15 protein-coding genes are annotated in these 16,041 nt (G+C 65.9%); 3 read left to right on the top strand and 12 right to left on the bottom strand.

The features are described from left to right. Positions 1–9: 9 nt before the first annotated feature. From bamB to ndk, 6 genes are read right to left on the bottom strand one after another with little or no spacing between them, the layout of a single operon-like run. A complete protein-coding gene (gene bamB / locus AC1DGW_RS05680) occupies positions 10–1,206 on the bottom strand; it encodes an outer membrane protein assembly factor BamB (RefSeq protein WP_478020380.1) in 1,197 nt (398 codons plus the stop codon). After that, positions 1,206–1,847, bottom strand: coding sequence for a YfgM family protein (locus AC1DGW_RS05675; RefSeq protein WP_478020378.1), 642 nt, complete (start codon positions 1,845–1,847; stop codon positions 1,206–1,208). The genes bamB and AC1DGW_RS05675 overlap by 1 nt, the downstream gene beginning before the upstream one ends. 58 nt (positions 1,848–1,905) lie before the next feature. Beyond that, positions 1,906–2,769, bottom strand: coding sequence for a helix-turn-helix domain-containing protein (locus AC1DGW_RS05670; protein ID WP_478020376.1), 864 nt, complete (start codon positions 2,767–2,769; stop codon positions 1,906–1,908). A 6-nt stretch (positions 2,770–2,775) separates the two neighbouring features. Next, complete coding sequence (gene pilW, locus AC1DGW_RS05665) at positions 2,776–3,603, bottom strand: type IV pilus biogenesis/stability protein PilW (protein WP_478020374.1); 828 nt, start codon at positions 3,601–3,603, stop codon at positions 2,776–2,778. Continuing rightward, on the bottom strand, positions 3,569–4,786 hold the full coding sequence (gene rlmN / locus AC1DGW_RS05660) for a dual-specificity RNA methyltransferase RlmN (protein WP_478020372.1): 1,218 nt from the start codon (positions 4,784–4,786) through the stop codon (positions 3,569–3,571). Before rlmN ends, pilW begins: the two co-directional genes overlap by 35 nt. 22 nt (positions 4,787–4,808) lie before the next feature. Next, a complete protein-coding gene (ndk, locus tag AC1DGW_RS05655; RefSeq protein ID WP_005409295.1) occupies positions 4,809–5,234 on the bottom strand; it encodes a nucleoside-diphosphate kinase in 426 nt (141 codons plus the stop codon). 211 nt (positions 5,235–5,445) lie between these two features. Here ndk and AC1DGW_RS05650 point away from each other — a divergent pair, with 211 nt between their 5' ends. From AC1DGW_RS05650 to AC1DGW_RS05640, 3 genes are all read left to right on the top strand, one after another. Further along, the gene (locus AC1DGW_RS05650; RefSeq protein ID WP_478020365.1) at positions 5,446–6,099 is read left to right on the top strand and encodes a TetR/AcrR family transcriptional regulator; all 654 of its coding nucleotides are present in this window, start codon (positions 5,446–5,448) and stop codon (positions 6,097–6,099) included. Between the two features lie 30 nt (positions 6,100–6,129). After that, positions 6,130–8,502 carry a 3-hydroxyacyl-CoA dehydrogenase/enoyl-CoA hydratase family protein gene (locus AC1DGW_RS05645; protein WP_478020363.1) on the top strand — a complete coding sequence of 791 codons (2,373 nt, stop codon included), beginning with the start codon at positions 6,130–6,132 and terminating at the stop codon, positions 8,500–8,502. A 69-nt stretch (positions 8,503–8,571) separates the two neighbouring features. Beyond that, a complete protein-coding gene (locus AC1DGW_RS05640) occupies positions 8,572–9,780 on the top strand; it encodes an acetyl-CoA C-acyltransferase (protein WP_478020361.1) in 1,209 nt (402 codons plus the stop codon). A 474-nt stretch (positions 9,781–10,254) separates the two neighbouring features. Here the strand turns inward: AC1DGW_RS05640 and galU are convergent, their stop codons facing one another. From galU to AC1DGW_RS05610, 6 genes are all read right to left on the bottom strand, one after another. Next, positions 10,255–11,133: a UTP--glucose-1-phosphate uridylyltransferase GalU gene (galU, locus tag AC1DGW_RS05635; protein ID WP_478020359.1), complete on the bottom strand. Its 879-nt coding sequence runs from the start codon at positions 11,131–11,133 to the stop codon at positions 10,255–10,257. Beyond that, on the bottom strand, positions 11,133–13,037 hold the full coding sequence (locus AC1DGW_RS05630) for a polysaccharide biosynthesis protein (RefSeq protein ID WP_478020355.1): 1,905 nt from the start codon (positions 13,035–13,037) through the stop codon (positions 11,133–11,135). The genes galU and AC1DGW_RS05630 overlap by 1 nt, the downstream gene beginning before the upstream one ends. Positions 13,038–13,040: 3 nt before the next feature. Beyond that, entirely contained in the window at positions 13,041–14,027 is a 987-nt protein-coding gene (locus tag AC1DGW_RS05625) for an MraY family glycosyltransferase (RefSeq protein ID WP_478020352.1), read from the bottom strand. A 3-nt stretch (positions 14,028–14,030) separates the two neighbouring features. Further along, positions 14,031–15,209, bottom strand: coding sequence for a lipopolysaccharide assembly protein LapB (lapB, locus tag AC1DGW_RS05620; protein ID WP_478020350.1), 1,179 nt, complete (start codon positions 15,207–15,209; stop codon positions 14,031–14,033). Positions 15,210–15,215: 6 nt separating this feature from the next. Beyond that, positions 15,216–15,506, bottom strand: a complete 291-nt coding sequence (locus AC1DGW_RS05615) for a lipopolysaccharide assembly protein LapA domain-containing protein (RefSeq protein WP_478020347.1) — start codon at positions 15,504–15,506, stop codon at positions 15,216–15,218. 227 nt (positions 15,507–15,733) lie between these two features. Beyond that, complete coding sequence (locus AC1DGW_RS05610) at positions 15,734–16,039, bottom strand: integration host factor subunit beta (protein ID WP_055765048.1); 306 nt, start codon at positions 16,037–16,039, stop codon at positions 15,734–15,736. Positions 16,040–16,041: the final 2 nt, after the last annotated feature.

The following is a 16,041-nucleotide window of genomic DNA, read 5'->3' as shown; positions in this document are numbered from 1 at the left end:
TAGGACTCCTTAATTCGCCAACCGCCAGGCGGTCAGCTTGCCGTCCACGTTCTGCACCAGCAGGACGCCGTCGGCGACGATGGGTTGCGCGATCACCCGGTCGCGTCCACTTTTTTCGCGGGCGGCCAGGGCGCCGTCGCCCAGATGCAGCCAGTGCAGGTAACCCTTGTAGTCACCGACCACGACATAGTCGCCCTGGATCGCCGGGCCGGTCACCGAACGCCGCGCCAGCGCCTGCTGCGACCACATCGCCGAACCGGAGGTCTTGTCCAGGCCGAAGACCGTACCCTTGCCGTCGGTCACCACGACATTGCCGGACGACACCGCCACGCCGCCACCGCCGCCATGGTCGCGCGACCACAGCGGACGGCCGCTCGGGCCTTCGATCGCCATGGTCTCGTTCTTGAAGCTGGTCACGTACAGGTTGTTGCCTTCCAGCACCGGGGCGCCGTCCACGTCGGCCATGCGCTCCAGCTCGGTGCGACCTTCCGGCGTACCGATGGTCTGCTCCCACAACGGACGACCATCCTGCATCGCAAGCGCGCTCAGCGTGCCGTCATCGTTGCCGATGAACAGTACGCCCGGGCCGGCCACCACCGGTGCATTGCCGCGGACGGTCAACGGGGGGAGTTCCTGCGAGTTGAACCAGCGACGCTCGCCATTGGTGGCATCCAGCGCCGTTGTGCGGCCATCGTTGCTGCGCACGAACACCAGGCCCTGCGCAACCGCCGGTGCGGCAATCACTTCGCCCGGCACGCGCGCGCGCCACTTCTCGCTGCCGTCAGCCGCGTCGAGTGCGATCACCTGGCCGTCCAGCGTACCGATCACGACCAGACCATCGCCCACGCCCGGGCCACCGGACAGGCGCAGCTTGGCCTTCTTTTTTTCCTTGGCCGGCTTGTATTCCCAGATCTGCTTGCCGGTCTGCAGGTCGAGTGCGTGCACGCCGCCCTCCACCGCCGCAGCATAGACCCGGCCATCGGCCACGGCCGGGGCCTGGCGCACACCGATCCGGCCTTCGCCCTTGCCGACGTTCGCCGACCAGATCCTGTCGACTTTGAGGGTGGGTTCGAATTTGACCAGCTCGACGGGTTCCAGCGCCTTCTTGGCTTCGGCATCCTTGCCGGCGAACCAGCCCTTCACCGTCGAGCAACCGCTCAGCGCCACCGCGACCAGCGCGATGCCCGCGACATGCTTGAGTTTCATCAGATCTTCTCCGCCGCGGGATCGGCGACGGTACCGCCGGCGTCCATCAGCTTGATTTCGAGCAGGCGACGCTGCGGAGCGGCCACGTCGAGCTTGGCCAGCGACTGCGTGTACAGATCGCGCGCCTGCTCGCGCTTGTCCTGCGCCACCAGGGCGTCGCCACGGATCTCCAGACCCGCGCTGTCGTCGGCATTGCCGAGCAGCGCCAGCGCTTCGGCGGGCTTGCCGGTCTCGATCAGCAGGCGGGCGATGCGCTGGTCGATCAGCGTCTTGAACTCGCCCTCGACCTTCAACCCGCGCAGGGTCTTGATCGCATCTTCGTTCTTGCCGGCTTCGACCTGTGCCTTGGCCAGTTCCAGCGCCGCCAGATCGGCATAGATGCCGGCCTTGCTGCCTTCCAGCGCCGCCACTTCCTTGACCGCCTCGTCCAGGTTCTTGGACTGCAGGCTGCGGGAAACGGCGTCGTAGCGGCTGTTGGCCTCGGCCAGCTTGCCCACCTGTTCGTTCTGCCACCACCTCCAGCCGCCGATCAGGGCCAGCGCGAGGATGATTCCGCCAATGATTCCAGCGCCGTTCTGGCGCAGCCAGGTGCGGACACGTTCGCCTTGTTCATGCTCGTCGAGCAGGTCGTCAATCGCCATGCGTAACTCTCGCTCCAATCCTGCCGGGGGAGCCTTGTTGTTTTGATCTGCGCTTGTTTCAGTGCGAAACCGGCGCCACGGAGCCGTCAGAGGATACCGTAAAGCGGGCCACATTATTACCGCTTGTATACGGTGCCAGATCGATGCTGCCGCCATCCTGGCGGAAGTCGACCTCCGAGGCGTTACCTACTTTCATGCGCGCAACCTGACCGGCCGCGTAACTGCGCTTCTCGCCAGCCCGGATCAGGGCCTTCTCGACGATGGAGCCGTCCGGCGCGGAGACTTCCACCCAACTGTCACCGCGGAAATCCAGGGCCAAGCCCGGCGATGCCGCGGAGGCCTGCGGTTCCGCCGCCTGCCGCGCAAGCGGCGCCATCGATGCGATGTACGGCGCGCGCTCGGGCCCAGGGCGTACCGCGGTTTCATCCGCAGCCGTACCACCAGCGTGCTGTGCGGCCGCCACCGACGCCGCATCCGGTACCACGTCCAACGACGCGGTGCTGGGCGGGACATCGCCGAACTTGCTCTGGAAGGCATACCAGACCGGTACCGCGAGCACGGCAGTGATGACCACGTACACCGCCCGGCGACCGAGGCTCTCGGCTACGCGGCGGACGCGCGGCGTATGCGTATGGCTGACCAGCTTGGGCGGTTCGACCGGCGCGATCCGCGCCTGCTGCAGGAGCCCGCCCAGATCGACGCCCAGCAGGCGCGCATAGCTGCGCAGCTGGCCACGCACGAAGACCGGCGCCCCCAGCCGCTCCCATTGCTCCTCCTCCAGCGCGGCAACCACCTGCACCGGCATGTGCAACCGCCCCGCGACATCCGCCAACGACAGACCGGCCGCTTCACGCGCCTGGCGAAGCTGCTCCCCGCAGCCCACCGCCCCCTCTAAAGCGTTCATACCCGGATCATTGCTCACAATGCATCAGCCCTGGGAATTCGGGGTTGCGCCGGCAGGAAACTCCTCACGCAACCGCTGCTGGTATCGGCCGACGGCACTCCTGTCGCCCAGCCGTTCTTCTATCTGAATGGCAAGTTGTAACACGGAAACCGTGGCTGGCGCAGCCGCCAGACGCCGCTGGTAGAACGCCCGCGCCTCGAAATACCGCCCCTGCTGGAACTCGCTGCGCGCCATCGACTCCAGCGCATAGGCATTGTCAGGCGCAAGTTCGAGTGCCTGCCGCAGGTCCTGCCCCGCCCGCTCGCGCTGCCCCGCATCCAGCGCGCAGCCACCGGCATTGGCCAACGCATCGGCCCGCCCCTGGTAATCAGGGGCGGCCACCGCGCGGTCGAACCAGACCAGCGCTTCGGCCGGGTGCCCGCTGGCGCACAGCCAGGCACCGTAATTGTTCAGCACATCCCCTTGCCGGGGCGCCAGTTCCGCGGCGCGGCGATACAGCTCGCCAGCCGCCTCCATCCTGCCGCGCCGCCCCTCGACCACCGCCTGCATCGTATAGGCCGCGGGATTGGCCGGCTCAAGCTTCTGCGCCGAACGGGCGTGATTGAAAGCGGCATCCAGTTCGCCCCGGCCGAACCGGTCTCCGGCCAGCCGCAGCAGCTCCTGGTAGCGCAGGCGCGTACGCGCCTGCGGGTCATCGTGCACGTCGAACGGCTGCGCCATCTGCTGGCCCCAGCGGACCTTGGTCGCCTTGGTCGCCTTGGCGCCATGCCCGCAGCCACCGAGCAGCAGCAGGACCAGCACCGATGCGAGCAGGCGCTCAGCCAAGCGCGTCCCTTTGTGCCGGGAGCGCATCCTGGGCCTGCAGCAGGCGGTTGAACTCGGCCTGACGGCGGGTGCGGTCCATCACCTGCCCCTTGAGCTGGCCGCAGGCGGCGTCGATATCGTCGCCGCGGGTACGGCGCACCATGGTCAGCACCTGCGCGTCGAGCAGGATCTTCTGGAAGGCCCGGATCTGCTCTTCGTCCGAACGCTCGTAGCGGGTACCCGGGAACGGGTTGAACGGGATCAGGTTGACCTTGCCGGAGTCCTTGGCCTGCACTGCGTTGTCGAACTGGCGCATCAGCCGCGCCAGCTGGCGGGCATGTTCGGGCTGGTCGTTGATGCCCTTCATCAGGGTGTATTCGAAGGTCACCGAATCGCGCTTCTTGTTGCCGCGCAGGTAGCGCGCGCAGGACGCCATCAGTTCGGCGATCGGGTATTTCTTGTTGAGCGGCACCAGCGTTTCACGCAGCTCGTCAGTCGGCGCGTGCAGCGACACCGCCAGCGACACGTCGCTCTCGACCGAAAGCCGGTCGATCTGCGGCACCAGGCCGGAAGTCGAAAGCGTCACGCGCTTGTTGGCCAGGCCATAGCCCAGGTCGTCGCGCATGATGCTCATCGCGCGCACGACATTGTCGAAATTCATCAGCGGCTCGCCCATGCCCATCATCACCACGTTGGTGAGGCGGCGCATCTGGTGCGGCACGTTGCCCAGGTGGCGCGCCGTCACCCACACCTGACCGATGATCTCGGCGGTAGTCAGGTTGCGGTTGAAGCCCTGGGTGGCGGTCGAACAGAAGGTGCAGTTCAGGCCGCAGCCGACCTGCGAGGACACGCACAGCGTGCCGCGGGTCTTGTCGGGGATGTAGACGGTTTCGACGGCGTTCTTGCCGTCAATGCCCATCGCCAGCAGCCACTTGTGGGTGCCGTCGGCGGAGGGCTTGTCGAACACGACGCCGGGGACGACGACCTCGGCATGCTGCTGCAGCTTGGCGCGCAGCGACTTGCCGAGGTCGGTCATCTGGTCGAAATCGGTGACGTAGCGGTGGTGGATCCACTTCATCACCTGGTGGGCGCGGAACTTCTGCTCGCCGAGGGTCTCGACGAAGAACTTCTCCAGGCCCGCGCGATCAAGGTCGAGCAGGTTCTGCTTGCCAGCGGTCGGTGCCGTTTTCGGCAGCGGCTGGACGGCGGGGGACTGTACGACCTCGTTCACGGCTTCAACCTTTGACTGCTACTTAGCGCGAAACCACTTCGGTGGCGGCGAAGAAGTAGGCGATTTCGATCGCGGCGTTCTCGACCGAGTCCGAACCGTGGGCGGCGTTGGCATCGATGGATTCGGCGAAGTCGGCGCGGATGGTGCCCGGCGCGGCTTCCTTCGGATTGGTGGCGCCCAGCAGGTCGCGGTGGGCCAGCACGGCGTTCTCGCCTTCCAGGGCCTGGATCATCACCGGGCCGGAGATCATGAACTCCACCAGCGCGTTGAAGAACGGACGCTCGCGGTGCACGGCGTAGAAGCCTTCGGCTTCGCGGCGCGACAGCTGCTTGTACTTGGCGGCCACGACCTTCAGGCCGGCCTTCTCGAAGCGGGCGTAGATCTCGCCGATCACGTTCTTGGCGACGGCATCGGGCTTGATGATGGAAAGGGTGCGCTCCAGCGCCATGGGAATTCTCCGGATTTGGGGCCGGTCGGGCCCGAGGGTACATGAAAAAAACCCGCGTGCGGACGCGGGCTTAGCCTGAATTGCGGTTCTCAATTCTAACGGGTGCCCCGGGATTTTGCACAGCGGCAGATAAATGATGCTGCATGGCAGCATGACCCGACCCATCCGGCGGGCGTAGCATCCAAACAATCGTTTGATTGACTCCATCGCCATGGGCAAACCCGCCAGCTTCTCTACCAAGGACCGCATCCTCGGCGCCGCCGAGGAACTGTTCGCGCAGTACGGCTTCGCCGGCACCTCGCTGCGGCAGGTGACCAGTCACGCCGACGTCAACATCGCCGCGGTCAATTACCACTTCGGCTCCAAGGAAAACCTCGTCAACGAGGTATTCCGCCGCCGCATGGACGAGATGACCGCCGCCCGCCTGGACCAGCTGGAGCAGGCCCGTGCCAGGCATCCGGGCGATCTGCTGGCGGTGCTGGCCGCCTTCGTCGAACCGGCGCTTGCGATGGCCCAGGACCGGCAGAGCGGGGGCGCCTTCGTGCGGGTGATCGCCCGCGCCTACGCCGAGAAGAACGACAACCTGCGCAAGTTCCTTTCCGACCACTACGGCCACGTGCTGCGCGAGTTCGGCAAGGCCATCGGCGCCTGCGTGCCCGGCCTGAGCAAGGAGGAACTGTACTGGCGGCTGGATTTCCTCGCCGGCGCACTGACCTATGCGATGGCCGATTTCGGCCTGATCAAGCGCCCGCACGGTATCAGCGAGGCTGCCCACCGCAGCAAGGCCGCCTACGAACTGATCCACTTCGCCGAGGCCGGGTTCCGCGCCAGTACGCATGGCGCCACCCCGCCCTCCTCCCCCTGATTCCACCCGGTACCAACAAAGGCCTACACCATGTCCAATTCCCTGCTGATCCGCCGCGCCGCCGTGCTGGGTGCCGGCGTCATGGGTGCCCAGATCGCCGCCCACCTCATCAATGCCGGCGTCGACACCGTGCTGTTCGACCTGCCCGCCAAGGAAGGCCCGGCCGATGGCATCGTGCTGAAGGCGATCGCCAACCTGGGCAAGCTGAGCCCCGCGCCGCTGGCCGGCAAGTCGCTGGCCGAAGCCATCACCCCGGCCAACTACGAATCGGGCCTGGAGCAACTGAAGGACTGCGACCTGATCATCGAGGCCATCGCCGAGCGCATGGACTGGAAACAGGACCTGTACAGGAAGATCGCGCCGTTCGTGGCCGACCACGCGGTGCTGGCCTCCAACACCTCGGGCCTGGGCATCAACAAGCTGGCCGACGTGCTGCCCGAGCAGCTGCGCCACCGCTTCTGCGGCGTGCACTTCTTCAACCCGCCGCGCTACATGCACCTGGCCGAACTGATCCCGGCCACCACCACCGATGCCGCCGTGCTGGAAGGCCTGGAAGAATTCCTGGTCACCACCCTGGGCAAGGGCGTGGTGTATGCCAAGGACACCCCGAACTTCATCGGCAACCGCATCGGCGTGTTCTCGATCCTGTCCACCATCCATCACACCCAGCAGTTCGGCCTGGGCTTTGATGAAGTGGACGGCCTGACCGGCCCGCTGGTCGGCCGCCCGAAGTCGGCCACCTATCGCACCTCCGACGTGGTCGGCCTGGACACCATGGCGCATGTCATCAAGACCATGGGCGATACCCTGCCGAACGACCCATGGCACGAGTTCTTCAAATCGCCGAAGTGGCTGGACGCGCTGATCGCCAAGGGGGCACTGGGCCAGAAGACCGGCGCCGGCATCTTCCGCAAGGTCGGCAAGGACATCGTCGTGCTGGACCTGGAGAAGCAGGATTACCGCCCGGCCGACCGCGCCGCCGCCCCGGAAGTGGTCGAAATCCTGAAGATCAGGAACCCGGCCGAGAAGTTCGCCAGGCTGCGCGAGAGCCAGCACCCGCAGGCGCAGTTCCTGTGGGCGACCTTCCGCGACCTGTTCCACTACAGCGCCTACCACCTGGCCGACATCGCCGAGACCGCGCGCGACGTCGACCTGGCCATCCGCTGGGGCTACGGCTGGTCGCTGGGCCCGTTCGAAACCTGGCAGGCCGCCGGCTGGAAGCAGGTGGCACAGTGGATCGCCGATGACATCGTCGCCGGCAAGAGCATGAGCAACGCCCCGCTGCCGGACTGGGTGTTCGATGGCCGCGACGGCGTGCATGCCGCCGAAGGCAGCTACAGCCCGTCGCGCAACGCCAAGCTGCCGCGCTCCTCGCTGCCGGTGTACCAGCGCCAGCGCTTCCCGGATCCGCTGCTGGGCGAGACGTTCGCGCCGGGCGAGACCGTGTTCGAGAACGACGGCCTGCGCATGTGGCACGACGGTGATGGCATCGCCGTGGTCAGCTTCAAGACCAAGATGAACACCGTGTCCGACCAGGTGCTGGACGGCCTGCAGGAATGCGTCAGCCGCGCCGAGAAGGACTTCCGGGGCCTGGTGATCTGGCAGCAGAAGGAACCCTTCTCCGCCGGCGCCGACCTGGCCGGTGCACTGGGCCTGCTGCAGGCCGGCAAGGTCGACCAGTTCGAAGAGATGGTGGCCAACTTCCAGCGCACCAGCCAGCGCATCAAGTACTCGCTGGTGCCGGTGGTGGCCGCCGTGCGCGGCCTGGCCCTGGGCGGCGGCTGCGAATTCCAGATGCACAGTGCCAAGACTGTGGCCTTCCTGGAAAGCTACATCGGCCTGGTCGAGGCCGGCGTCGGCCTGCTGCCGGCCGGTGGCGGCCTGAAGGAACTGGCCGTGCGCGCCTCGCAGGCTGCGGGCCCGGGCGGCGACGTGTTCGCCGAACTGAAGAAGACCTTCGAGACCGTGGCGATGGCCAAGGTGTCCAACTCGGCGGTCAACGCCAAGGAGCTGGGCCTGCTGCGTGGCACCGACAAGGTCGTGTTCAACAGTTACGAGGCGCTGTACATCGCCAAGGCCGAAGCGCGTGCCCTGGCCGAAGCCGGCTACCGTCCGCCGCTGCCGGCACGCCGCATCCAGGTGGCCGGCGACGTCGGTATCGCGACCTTCAAGATGATGCTGGTCAACATGCTGGAAGGCCGTTTCATCAGTCCGTACGACTACGAGATCGCCGAGCGCATCGCCACCGTGCTGTGCGGCGGCAAGGTCGACCGCGGCACCCTGGTGGACGAAGAGTGGCTGCTGACCCTGGAGCGCAGGCACTTCGTCGAGCTGGCCCAGCAGGAAAAGACCCAGGCCCGCATCGCGCACATGCTCAAGACCGGCAAGCCGCTGCGGAACTGACGGAAGACATCGGCAATGCCGGCCGCTGACCGGCAACCTCTTCCACACCCTATTCAAGAGATCACTGCAATGACCAAGCAAATCCAGGACGCCTACATCGTCGCCGCCACCCGCACCCCGGTTGGCAAGGCGCCCAAGGGCATGTTCCGCAACACCCGCCCCGACGACATGCTTGCGCACGTACTGCGCAGCGTCGTCGCCCAGGCCCCGGGCGTGGACGTCAACCGCATCGATGACGCGATCATCGGCTGCGCCATGCCGGAAGCCGAGCAGGGCATGAACGTGGCGCGCATCGGCGTGCTGCTGGCCGGCCTGCCGAACACCATCGCCGCACAGACCGTGAACCGCTTCTGCTCCTCCGGTCTGCAGGCCGTGGCGCAGGCCGCCGACGTGATCCGCCTGGGCAACGCCGACCTGATGCTGGCCGGTGGCACCGAGTCGATGTCGATGGTGCCGATGATGGGCAACAAGATCGCGATGGCACCGAGCGTGTTCGACAACGACCACGTTGCCATCGCCTACGGCATGGGCATCACCGCCGAGAAGGTCGCCGAAGAGTGGAAGGTCTCGCGCGAGGAACAGGATGCCTTTGCCCTGGCCTCGCACCAGAAGGCCATGGCCGCGATCCAGAACGGCGAGTTCAAGGACGAGATCAGCCCGTACGAGATCGTCTCGCACCTGCCGGACCTGGCCGATGGCCAGCGCATCATCACCCGCAACAGGATCGCCGACACCGACGAAGGCCCGCGCCCGGATTCCTCGGCCGAAGGCCTGGCCAAGCTGCGCCCGGTGTTCCGCAACGGCCAGTTCGGCGGCACCGTGACCGCCGGCAACTCCTCGCAGATGAGCGACGGCGCCGGCGCGGTGCTGCTGGCCTCGGAACAGGCGATCAAGGACTACGGCCTGACCCCGCTGGCCCGCTTCGTCAGCTTCTCGGTGGCCGGCGTGCGCCCGGAGGTGATGGGCATCGGCCCGATCGCCGCGATTCCGAAGGCGCTGAAGCAGGCGGGCCTGACCCAGGACCAGTTGGACTGGATCGAGCTCAACGAAGCGTTCGCCGCGCAGTCGCTGGCGGTGATCCGCGATTGCGGCCTGGACCCGGGCAAGGTCAACCCGCTGGGCGGCGCCATCGCCCTGGGCCATCCACTGGGCGCGACCGGCGCGATCCGCACCGCCACCATCCTGCACGGCCTGCGCCGCCGCCAGCAGAAGTACGGCATGGTGACGATGTGCATCGGCACCGGCATGGGCGCGGCAGGTATTTTCGAGGCGCTGTAACGCTCAAAGCGTTGCCGGTCGGGATGTCGGCGTACTGAATGGCCCAGGTGGGTGAGGCTGCCCGGGACACGTCGCAAGTACATCCCTGCAGGCTTGGCAGCGGCATCCATGCCGCTGACAGTCCCGGCGGCCAGCCTCACCCACCCGTGCCACCCAACATTCCGCGCGGCGGAGGGTTGGGCAAAGGCGGAATCAAGAGCAGTAGATCCACGCCATGCGTGGATACTTTCGCTCTGGAAACAGAAAAGGCAGCCATCGGCTGCCTTTTCTGTTTCTGCCTTTGATTCCGCCCTCCCCGTCCGGGCCCGCAGGAAACCTGACAGGCGGGATGGCTGGGCCTTTGCAGGGCCGTTGGCGCCATGGATGGTGCCATCGAGCCCCATGGACGGGTTTACGGCATGTCCTGCAAAGGCCCAGCCATCCCACCCATCACGTATCAATCAAGGCGCCGCGAGCGGAGTGCTTGAAAATCCGTTATTCCGCCAGCATCGCCGCCAGCTTCTCGCGCGCCGGGCCGGCCAGCTTCGGGTTGTCCAGCGCGAAGCGGATCGTCGCCTCCACCAACCCCAGATGCGTCCCGCAATCGAAGCGGGTGCCCTCGAAGCGGTAGGCATCCACCTCTTCGGTCTTCAGCAGCGTCGCGATCGCGTCGGTCAACTGGATTTCGCCACCCGCGCCGCTGCCGGTCTGCTCCAACAACTCGAAGATCTTCGGGCTCAGCACATAGCGGCCAACCACCGCCAGATCGCTTGGCGCGTCCTCGGGCTTCGGCTTCTCGACAATCTGCGAAATGCGGCCCTTGCGGCCATCGAACGCCTCGGTGGCCACGATGCCGTAACTGGCCGTCTTCTCATGCGGCACGTCTTCCACCGCAATCACGCTGGCGCCACTGGCCTCGTTGAGATCGGCCATCTGCTTGAGCGCACCGGCGCCGCGGTTCCAGATCAGGTCGTCCGGCAGCAGCACCGCGAACGGCTCATCGCCTATCACAGCCTTGGCACACAGCACCGCATGACCCAGGCCCAATGCTTCGGCCTGGGTCACGAAGATCGCACGCACGCCCTCGGGCAGTACATGGCGGATCATTTCCAATTGCTCCTGCTTGCCGGCCCGCTCGAGCTTCTGCTCCAGCTCATAGGCCTTGTCGAAATAGTCCGCGACCGCATGCTTGTAACGATTGGTGATGAACACCAGGGTGTCGCAACCGGCTTCGATCGCCTCATCGACGGCATACTGGATCAACGGTCGATCGATGATCGGCAGCATCTCCTTGGGGACGGTCTTGGTGGCGGGCAGGAAGCGCGTGCCAAGACCTGCGACAGGAAAAACCGCCTTGCGAATGCGTCGGGACATCAGTTCCTACCAGCCTCTTTGGGAAACGGAACAATATTCGTTTTCGTGCTCGGCCTAGCCGTTTCCAGCATTGGCGAATACTCGGGTATGACCGTGGCCAGGATCGCCTGCATGGCCTCGGCATCATAACTGGCCACCGCCTCGCGCAGCCGCACCAGGCTGCCCAGCACGCGTTCGGTCGAGAACTCGCGGACTCCAGCCTCCAGCACCTTGGGGTGCGCGGTGGGCCGGCTGTTCTCGTCCGAATAGAACAGGCGCTCATGCAGCTTCTCGCCCGCACGCAACCCGGTGTACACGACGGCGATATCGATACCCGGCTGCTTTCCGGCAAGACGGATCATCTGCTCGGCCAGTACCCGGATGAGCACGGGCTCGCCCATGTCCAGCATGTAGATCGCGCCGCGCGAGGAGGAGGCCGCCGCCTGCAGGATCAGCAGGCAGGCCTCGGGAATCGTCATGAAATACCGGCTGACCTCCGGATGGGTCACGGTCACCGGCCCGCCCTTGCGGATCTGCTCGCGGAATAGAGGAACCACGCTGCCCACCGAACCGAGCACATTGCCGAAGCGGACGGTGACGAAGCGGGTACCCTTTTTCTCATTGAGACTCTGGCAGATCATCTCCGCATAGCGCTTGGTCGCGCCCAGCGCATTGGCCGGGTCGACCGCCTTGTCGGTGGAGATGAACACGAAGTTGTCCACGCCATGTTCCTGACAGGCCCGGGCCACGCACTCCGTCGCCAACGTGTTGTTGCGGATGGCCTCGCGCATCTGCCCTTCCAGCAGCGGGACCTGCTTGTAGGCGGCCGCGTGGAATACGGTATCCGGGCGGTACAGTGCCAGCGCACGGCGAGCGACCGCCGGATCTCCGCAGTCACCCAGGACGCACTCGATTTCCAGATGCGGAAAATTACGGCACAGCTCGCTCTGGATGTTCAGCATGAGTATCTCGCTGATTTCCAGCAGCACGATCCTTCCCGCACCATGGCGCGCGCATTGGCGGCAAAGCTCGGAGCCGATGGATCCTCCGGCTCCGGTCACCATCACCGTGCGTCCGCGCAACCAGCCACGAATCAGCTCCCAGTCGGGCTGTATCGGCTTGCGGCCGAGCAGGTCCTCGATGGCCACTTCCTTCAACTGCCCCGGCAGCGTGTTTCCTTCCAGGACGTCGCTCAACCTCGGCACGGTCCTGAATGGCAGACCGGTGCTCTCGCAGAGCGCCACGATCCGCTGCATCCCCGCCGCATCCAGCGTGGGGATGGCGATCACCAACAGTTTCGCCGCGGTTTCCCTTGCCACGGAAGCCACGTCCGCAATGCTTCCCAGGATTGGGATACCCTGCAGCTTCGCACCCTTCAGGTGCGGGGAATCGTCCAGCAGGCCAACGGGCTCGTAGTCGCCCGATCGGCGCAGGTCCTTGACCAGCGCCTCGGCGGCATGCCCGGCCCCCAGCACCAGTACCCGGCGCGCACGCGCATCGGAGTGGATCGACTGGTAGTCCTTCCACGCCCGATAGAGCAGGCGCGGCCCGCCGAGCAGGGCTGCCAGCGCGAAGGGATAGATCGCCAGCACTGACATGGGAATGCCATTCAGGCGCCTGTAGCTGAATACCAGAACGATCGCGCCCACGCCGATGAAGCAGGCCTTGAAGATGTTCACCAGGTCGGTGACGCTGGCGAAGCGCCAGAGTCCCCGGTACAGGCCGACGTACCGGAAAGCCAAAGCCTGCAGCAGCATTACCATCACGATGTCGAAGCTCAGCAGGGGGACGACCGGTGCGACATCCAGCATCGCGTATCGGGCCACGTGCAGCAGCTGCCAGCATGCCCACACCATGATCAGGTCGTGCAACATCACCGCGATGCGCGGGAAATTTCCTGCCAGCTGTCGTCGCCAGACCGCCATTGCTCATTCTTCCTTATCGATGGACTTGTTCCGGAGAACAAACCAGAGACTCACTGCCCCCGCCCCCCATGCCATGGCAGCCAGATGGCTCCAGGGTGAGGAAAGCCGGATGGAAACAAGCATGAGCATGATTCCGGCAACGCCGAACAATGCGTAGCCGGATGTGACCGCGGCGTGACTGCAGCCGGATTTCACCCAGCGTTGGTACAGGTGCTGGGTATGGGCCTCCATCCAGCGCTCCCCCCTGGACATGCGGCCCGCGAGGGTAAGGCCGGCATCGACGAGGAAAGCAGCCAATGGTATCAACAGGGTGGTCCAGGGCGCGCTTTGCGTCCCCAGCCCCAATGCCACCAGCCCGGCCAGCAGATAGCCGAGCGCACCGCTGCCGACATCGCCCATGAAGATCCTGGCCTTTGGAAAATTGAACGGCAGGAACCCCAGCACGCCGGCAGCCAGGATCAGTGCGAGTCCGGCAACGGGGGCCGGCAACAGCAAGGCATATGCAACCGAAGCCAGCAGCGCCTGGGACGCGGCCAGGCCATCGATGCCATCCATGAAATTCCAGACGTTGATCAATGCGATGGCCAGGAGCGCGCTGAAGCCTGCCCTGGACACCTCGCCCGTCCAGTGCCAGACCAGAGCCCCCAGCAGCAGGCCGGCCAGCACATGTATTCCCAGGCGGGGAAGCGCCGGCAACGGCCGATGGTCGTCCCACCAGCCGATTCCCGCCACCATCACCAACCCGCCGGAAAAGACCGCCAGCGTGGCGGCGACTCCCGGGAACAGCACGCCGATGCAAAGGTAGGCCAGCAGCTGCGAGACGACGATCGCGATACCGCCGCCGCGGGGCGTCGCGACCGCGTGGCTCCTGCGCTCCCCGGGCTGGTCCAGCAATTGCCGGCGCAGCGCATAGGCACGCGCCATGGCCGTCAGCAAGGCGGCGACCAGAACGACCGCCAGCAGCCCCGGAACCATCCATGCCGACTGCATGGATCAGAGCACCGCGTAGTTCAGCAGGGGCTTGACCGTCCCCCATTCCTTGCAGCTCGGGCACTGCCAATGGTGGGTGCGCGCGCCGAAGCCGCAGCGGGTGCAGCGATAGGCTGGATTGCGCACCAGCAGCTGGTCGGTGATGTGCTTCAGGTCCTGCAAGGTCGCCACGGGGTCGGCGCCCTCGGCGAGGGTCAGGTCGATGAGCGCCGATTCGCCGCGCACCGACGGACGGTCCTTCAACTGGCGCCCCAGATAGGCGCGCGCGGGACCGACCCCCTCCTGCTCTTCCATCAGGCGCGACAGGGCCAGCACCGGCGCGATGCCGCGGTAGTGCTCGGTCATCTCCGCCAGGAACGCGCGCGCGCCCGCCAGGTCGCCCACGTTGCGGTAGTTCTTGAGCAACTGCGGCAGGATCTCGGGCAGGTAGTCCGGATCGTTGCGCGCCGCCCGCTCGAAGGCGCGCACCGCGGCCTCGTCGTTGCCGAAGTCGCTTTCCAGGCGCCCTTCGATGATGCCGGCGCGCACGCTCATCGCATCGGCCGCGTTGGCGCGGCCGATGGCCGCGCGCGCCTCGTCCAGTCGCCCGGCGGCACGGTGGCGCTCGGCCAGTTCGCACTCGAACTGGCCGATCAGCTTGCCCATCGGCTCATCGGTGACCTGCTCGTAGCGGGTTGCGTTCTCGATCGCCTTTTCCCAGTCGCGTTCCGCCTGGTAGATGCCGATCAGGTGCTTCAAGGCCTGCGGCGCGCGCTGGTCGAGGCGCGCCAGATCGGTGAACACGGTCTCGGCGCGGTCCAGCAGGCCGGATTTCATGTAGTCCTCGCCCAGGGCGAGCAGGGCCTGTACGCGCTGGCCATCGGACAGGTCCTGACGGTTGGCCAGCCCCTGGTGCAGACGGATCGCACGGTCCACCTCGCCACGGCGCCGGAACAGATGCCCGAGCGCGAGCTGCGTCTCGAAGGTTTCCTTGTCCAGCTCGGCGATGTGCAGGAACAGCTCGATGGCCTTGTCCGGCTGCTCGTTGAGCAGATAGTTCAGGCCGCGGAAATAGGTGCTCGACAGGCGGCTGACCTGGTTTTCGCTGTGGCGCTGCCCGCCGCGCCGGCCGACGATCCAGCCGCACAGCGCGGCGATCGGCAGGAACAGGAAAAACCAGAACCATTCACTGATGAAGGCCATCGTCGATCAGCGTCCGTCGAAAGGGGAAGGAGTCTGCGGTGCAGGTGCGGTCACCGCGCCTGCTGCGACCTTGTTGGCCCGCCGGAGCCTGGCGTACAGGGGAATGACCATTCCCGCCAGCACCAGCCCACCGCCCACCAGCGCTCCCAGCAGGAGCGAAACGATGATCGCGATTCCGGAGGTGGTCCGGAGCGCCCAGAACGCCAGGCTGATATCGACAGGCTGCGAATTGAGCGAACCTATCACCAGGCCGCCGACAAGGACGGCCAGCAGAATCAACAGACGGACAGCCTTCATGCGGCAGCCTGCTCCATGTCCATAGAGCCACTAGCTTAACGGCCGTGGCGCCGATCCGCAGCAGGCGGATCAAAAAAACCATCGGCAGCGGTTATTGACATCGCCTGTCGATGGCCCGAAGGGTTGCCGCCATGGATGGCGGAAACAAAAAAACCGCCGGAGCGGTTTCTGATATCGCTTGCCGATGGCCCGAAGGGTTGCCGCCGCGGATGACGGAAACAAGAAACTCAGGCGGGGTCGCTTTCCAGCGGCACGACGTCGCTCACGCGCTCGCGCAGCTCCTTGCCCGGCTTGAAATGCGGGACATGCTTGCCCGGAAGCGCGACCGATTCGCCGGTCTTCGGGTTGCGTCCCATGCGTGGCGGCCGGTAATGCAGCGAGAAGCTGCCGAAACCACGGATCTCGATGCGGTCGCCGGAAGACAGCGCACCGCCCATCATCTCCAGCAACGACTTCACGGCCAGATCGACATCATCGGCCTTCAAGTGCGCCTGGTGGCGCGCAAGGATTTCGATCAGCTCGGATTTGGTCATTG

The sequence above is a fragment of the Stenotrophomonas sp. 05N423 genome (assembly GCF_056397145.1).
The sequence above is the reverse complement of the archived record's forward strand: the minus strand, read 5'-3'. Positions and strand labels throughout refer to the sequence as shown.

Bases quoted from the DNA above. Each gene is read 5' to 3' on its own strand.
- bamB (WP_478020380.1), bottom strand. From the start codon at position 1,206: ATGAAACTCAAGCATGTCGCGGGCATCGCGCTGGTCGCGGTGGCGCTG.
- AC1DGW_RS05675 (WP_478020378.1), bottom strand. From the start codon at position 1,847: ATGGCGATTGACGACCTGCTCGACGAGCATGAACAAGGCGAACGTGTC.
- pilW (WP_478020374.1), bottom strand. From the start codon at position 3,603: ATGCGCTCCCGGCACAAAGGGACGCGCTTGGCTGAGCGCCTGCTCGCA.
- ndk (WP_005409295.1), bottom strand. From the start codon at position 5,234: ATGGCGCTGGAGCGCACCCTTTCCATCATCAAGCCCGATGCCGTCGCC.
- AC1DGW_RS05650 (WP_478020365.1), top strand. From the start codon at position 5,446: ATGGGCAAACCCGCCAGCTTCTCTACCAAGGACCGCATCCTCGGCGCC.
- AC1DGW_RS05645 (WP_478020363.1), top strand. From the start codon at position 6,130: ATGTCCAATTCCCTGCTGATCCGCCGCGCCGCCGTGCTGGGTGCCGGC.
- AC1DGW_RS05640 (WP_478020361.1), top strand. From the start codon at position 8,572: ATGACCAAGCAAATCCAGGACGCCTACATCGTCGCCGCCACCCGCACC.
- galU (WP_478020359.1), bottom strand. From the start codon at position 11,133: ATGTCCCGACGCATTCGCAAGGCGGTTTTTCCTGTCGCAGGTCTTGGC.
- AC1DGW_RS05630 (WP_478020355.1), bottom strand. From the start codon at position 13,037: ATGGCGGTCTGGCGACGACAGCTGGCAGGAAATTTCCCGCGCATCGCG.
- AC1DGW_RS05625 (WP_478020352.1), bottom strand. From the start codon at position 14,027: ATGCAGTCGGCATGGATGGTTCCGGGGCTGCTGGCGGTCGTTCTGGTC.
- lapB (WP_478020350.1), bottom strand. From the start codon at position 15,209: ATGGCCTTCATCAGTGAATGGTTCTGGTTTTTCCTGTTCCTGCCGATC.
- AC1DGW_RS05615 (WP_478020347.1), bottom strand. From the start codon at position 15,506: ATGAAGGCTGTCCGTCTGTTGATTCTGCTGGCCGTCCTTGTCGGCGGC.
- AC1DGW_RS05610 (WP_055765048.1), bottom strand. From the start codon at position 16,039: ATGACCAAATCCGAGCTGATCGAAATCCTTGCGCGCCACCAGGCGCAC.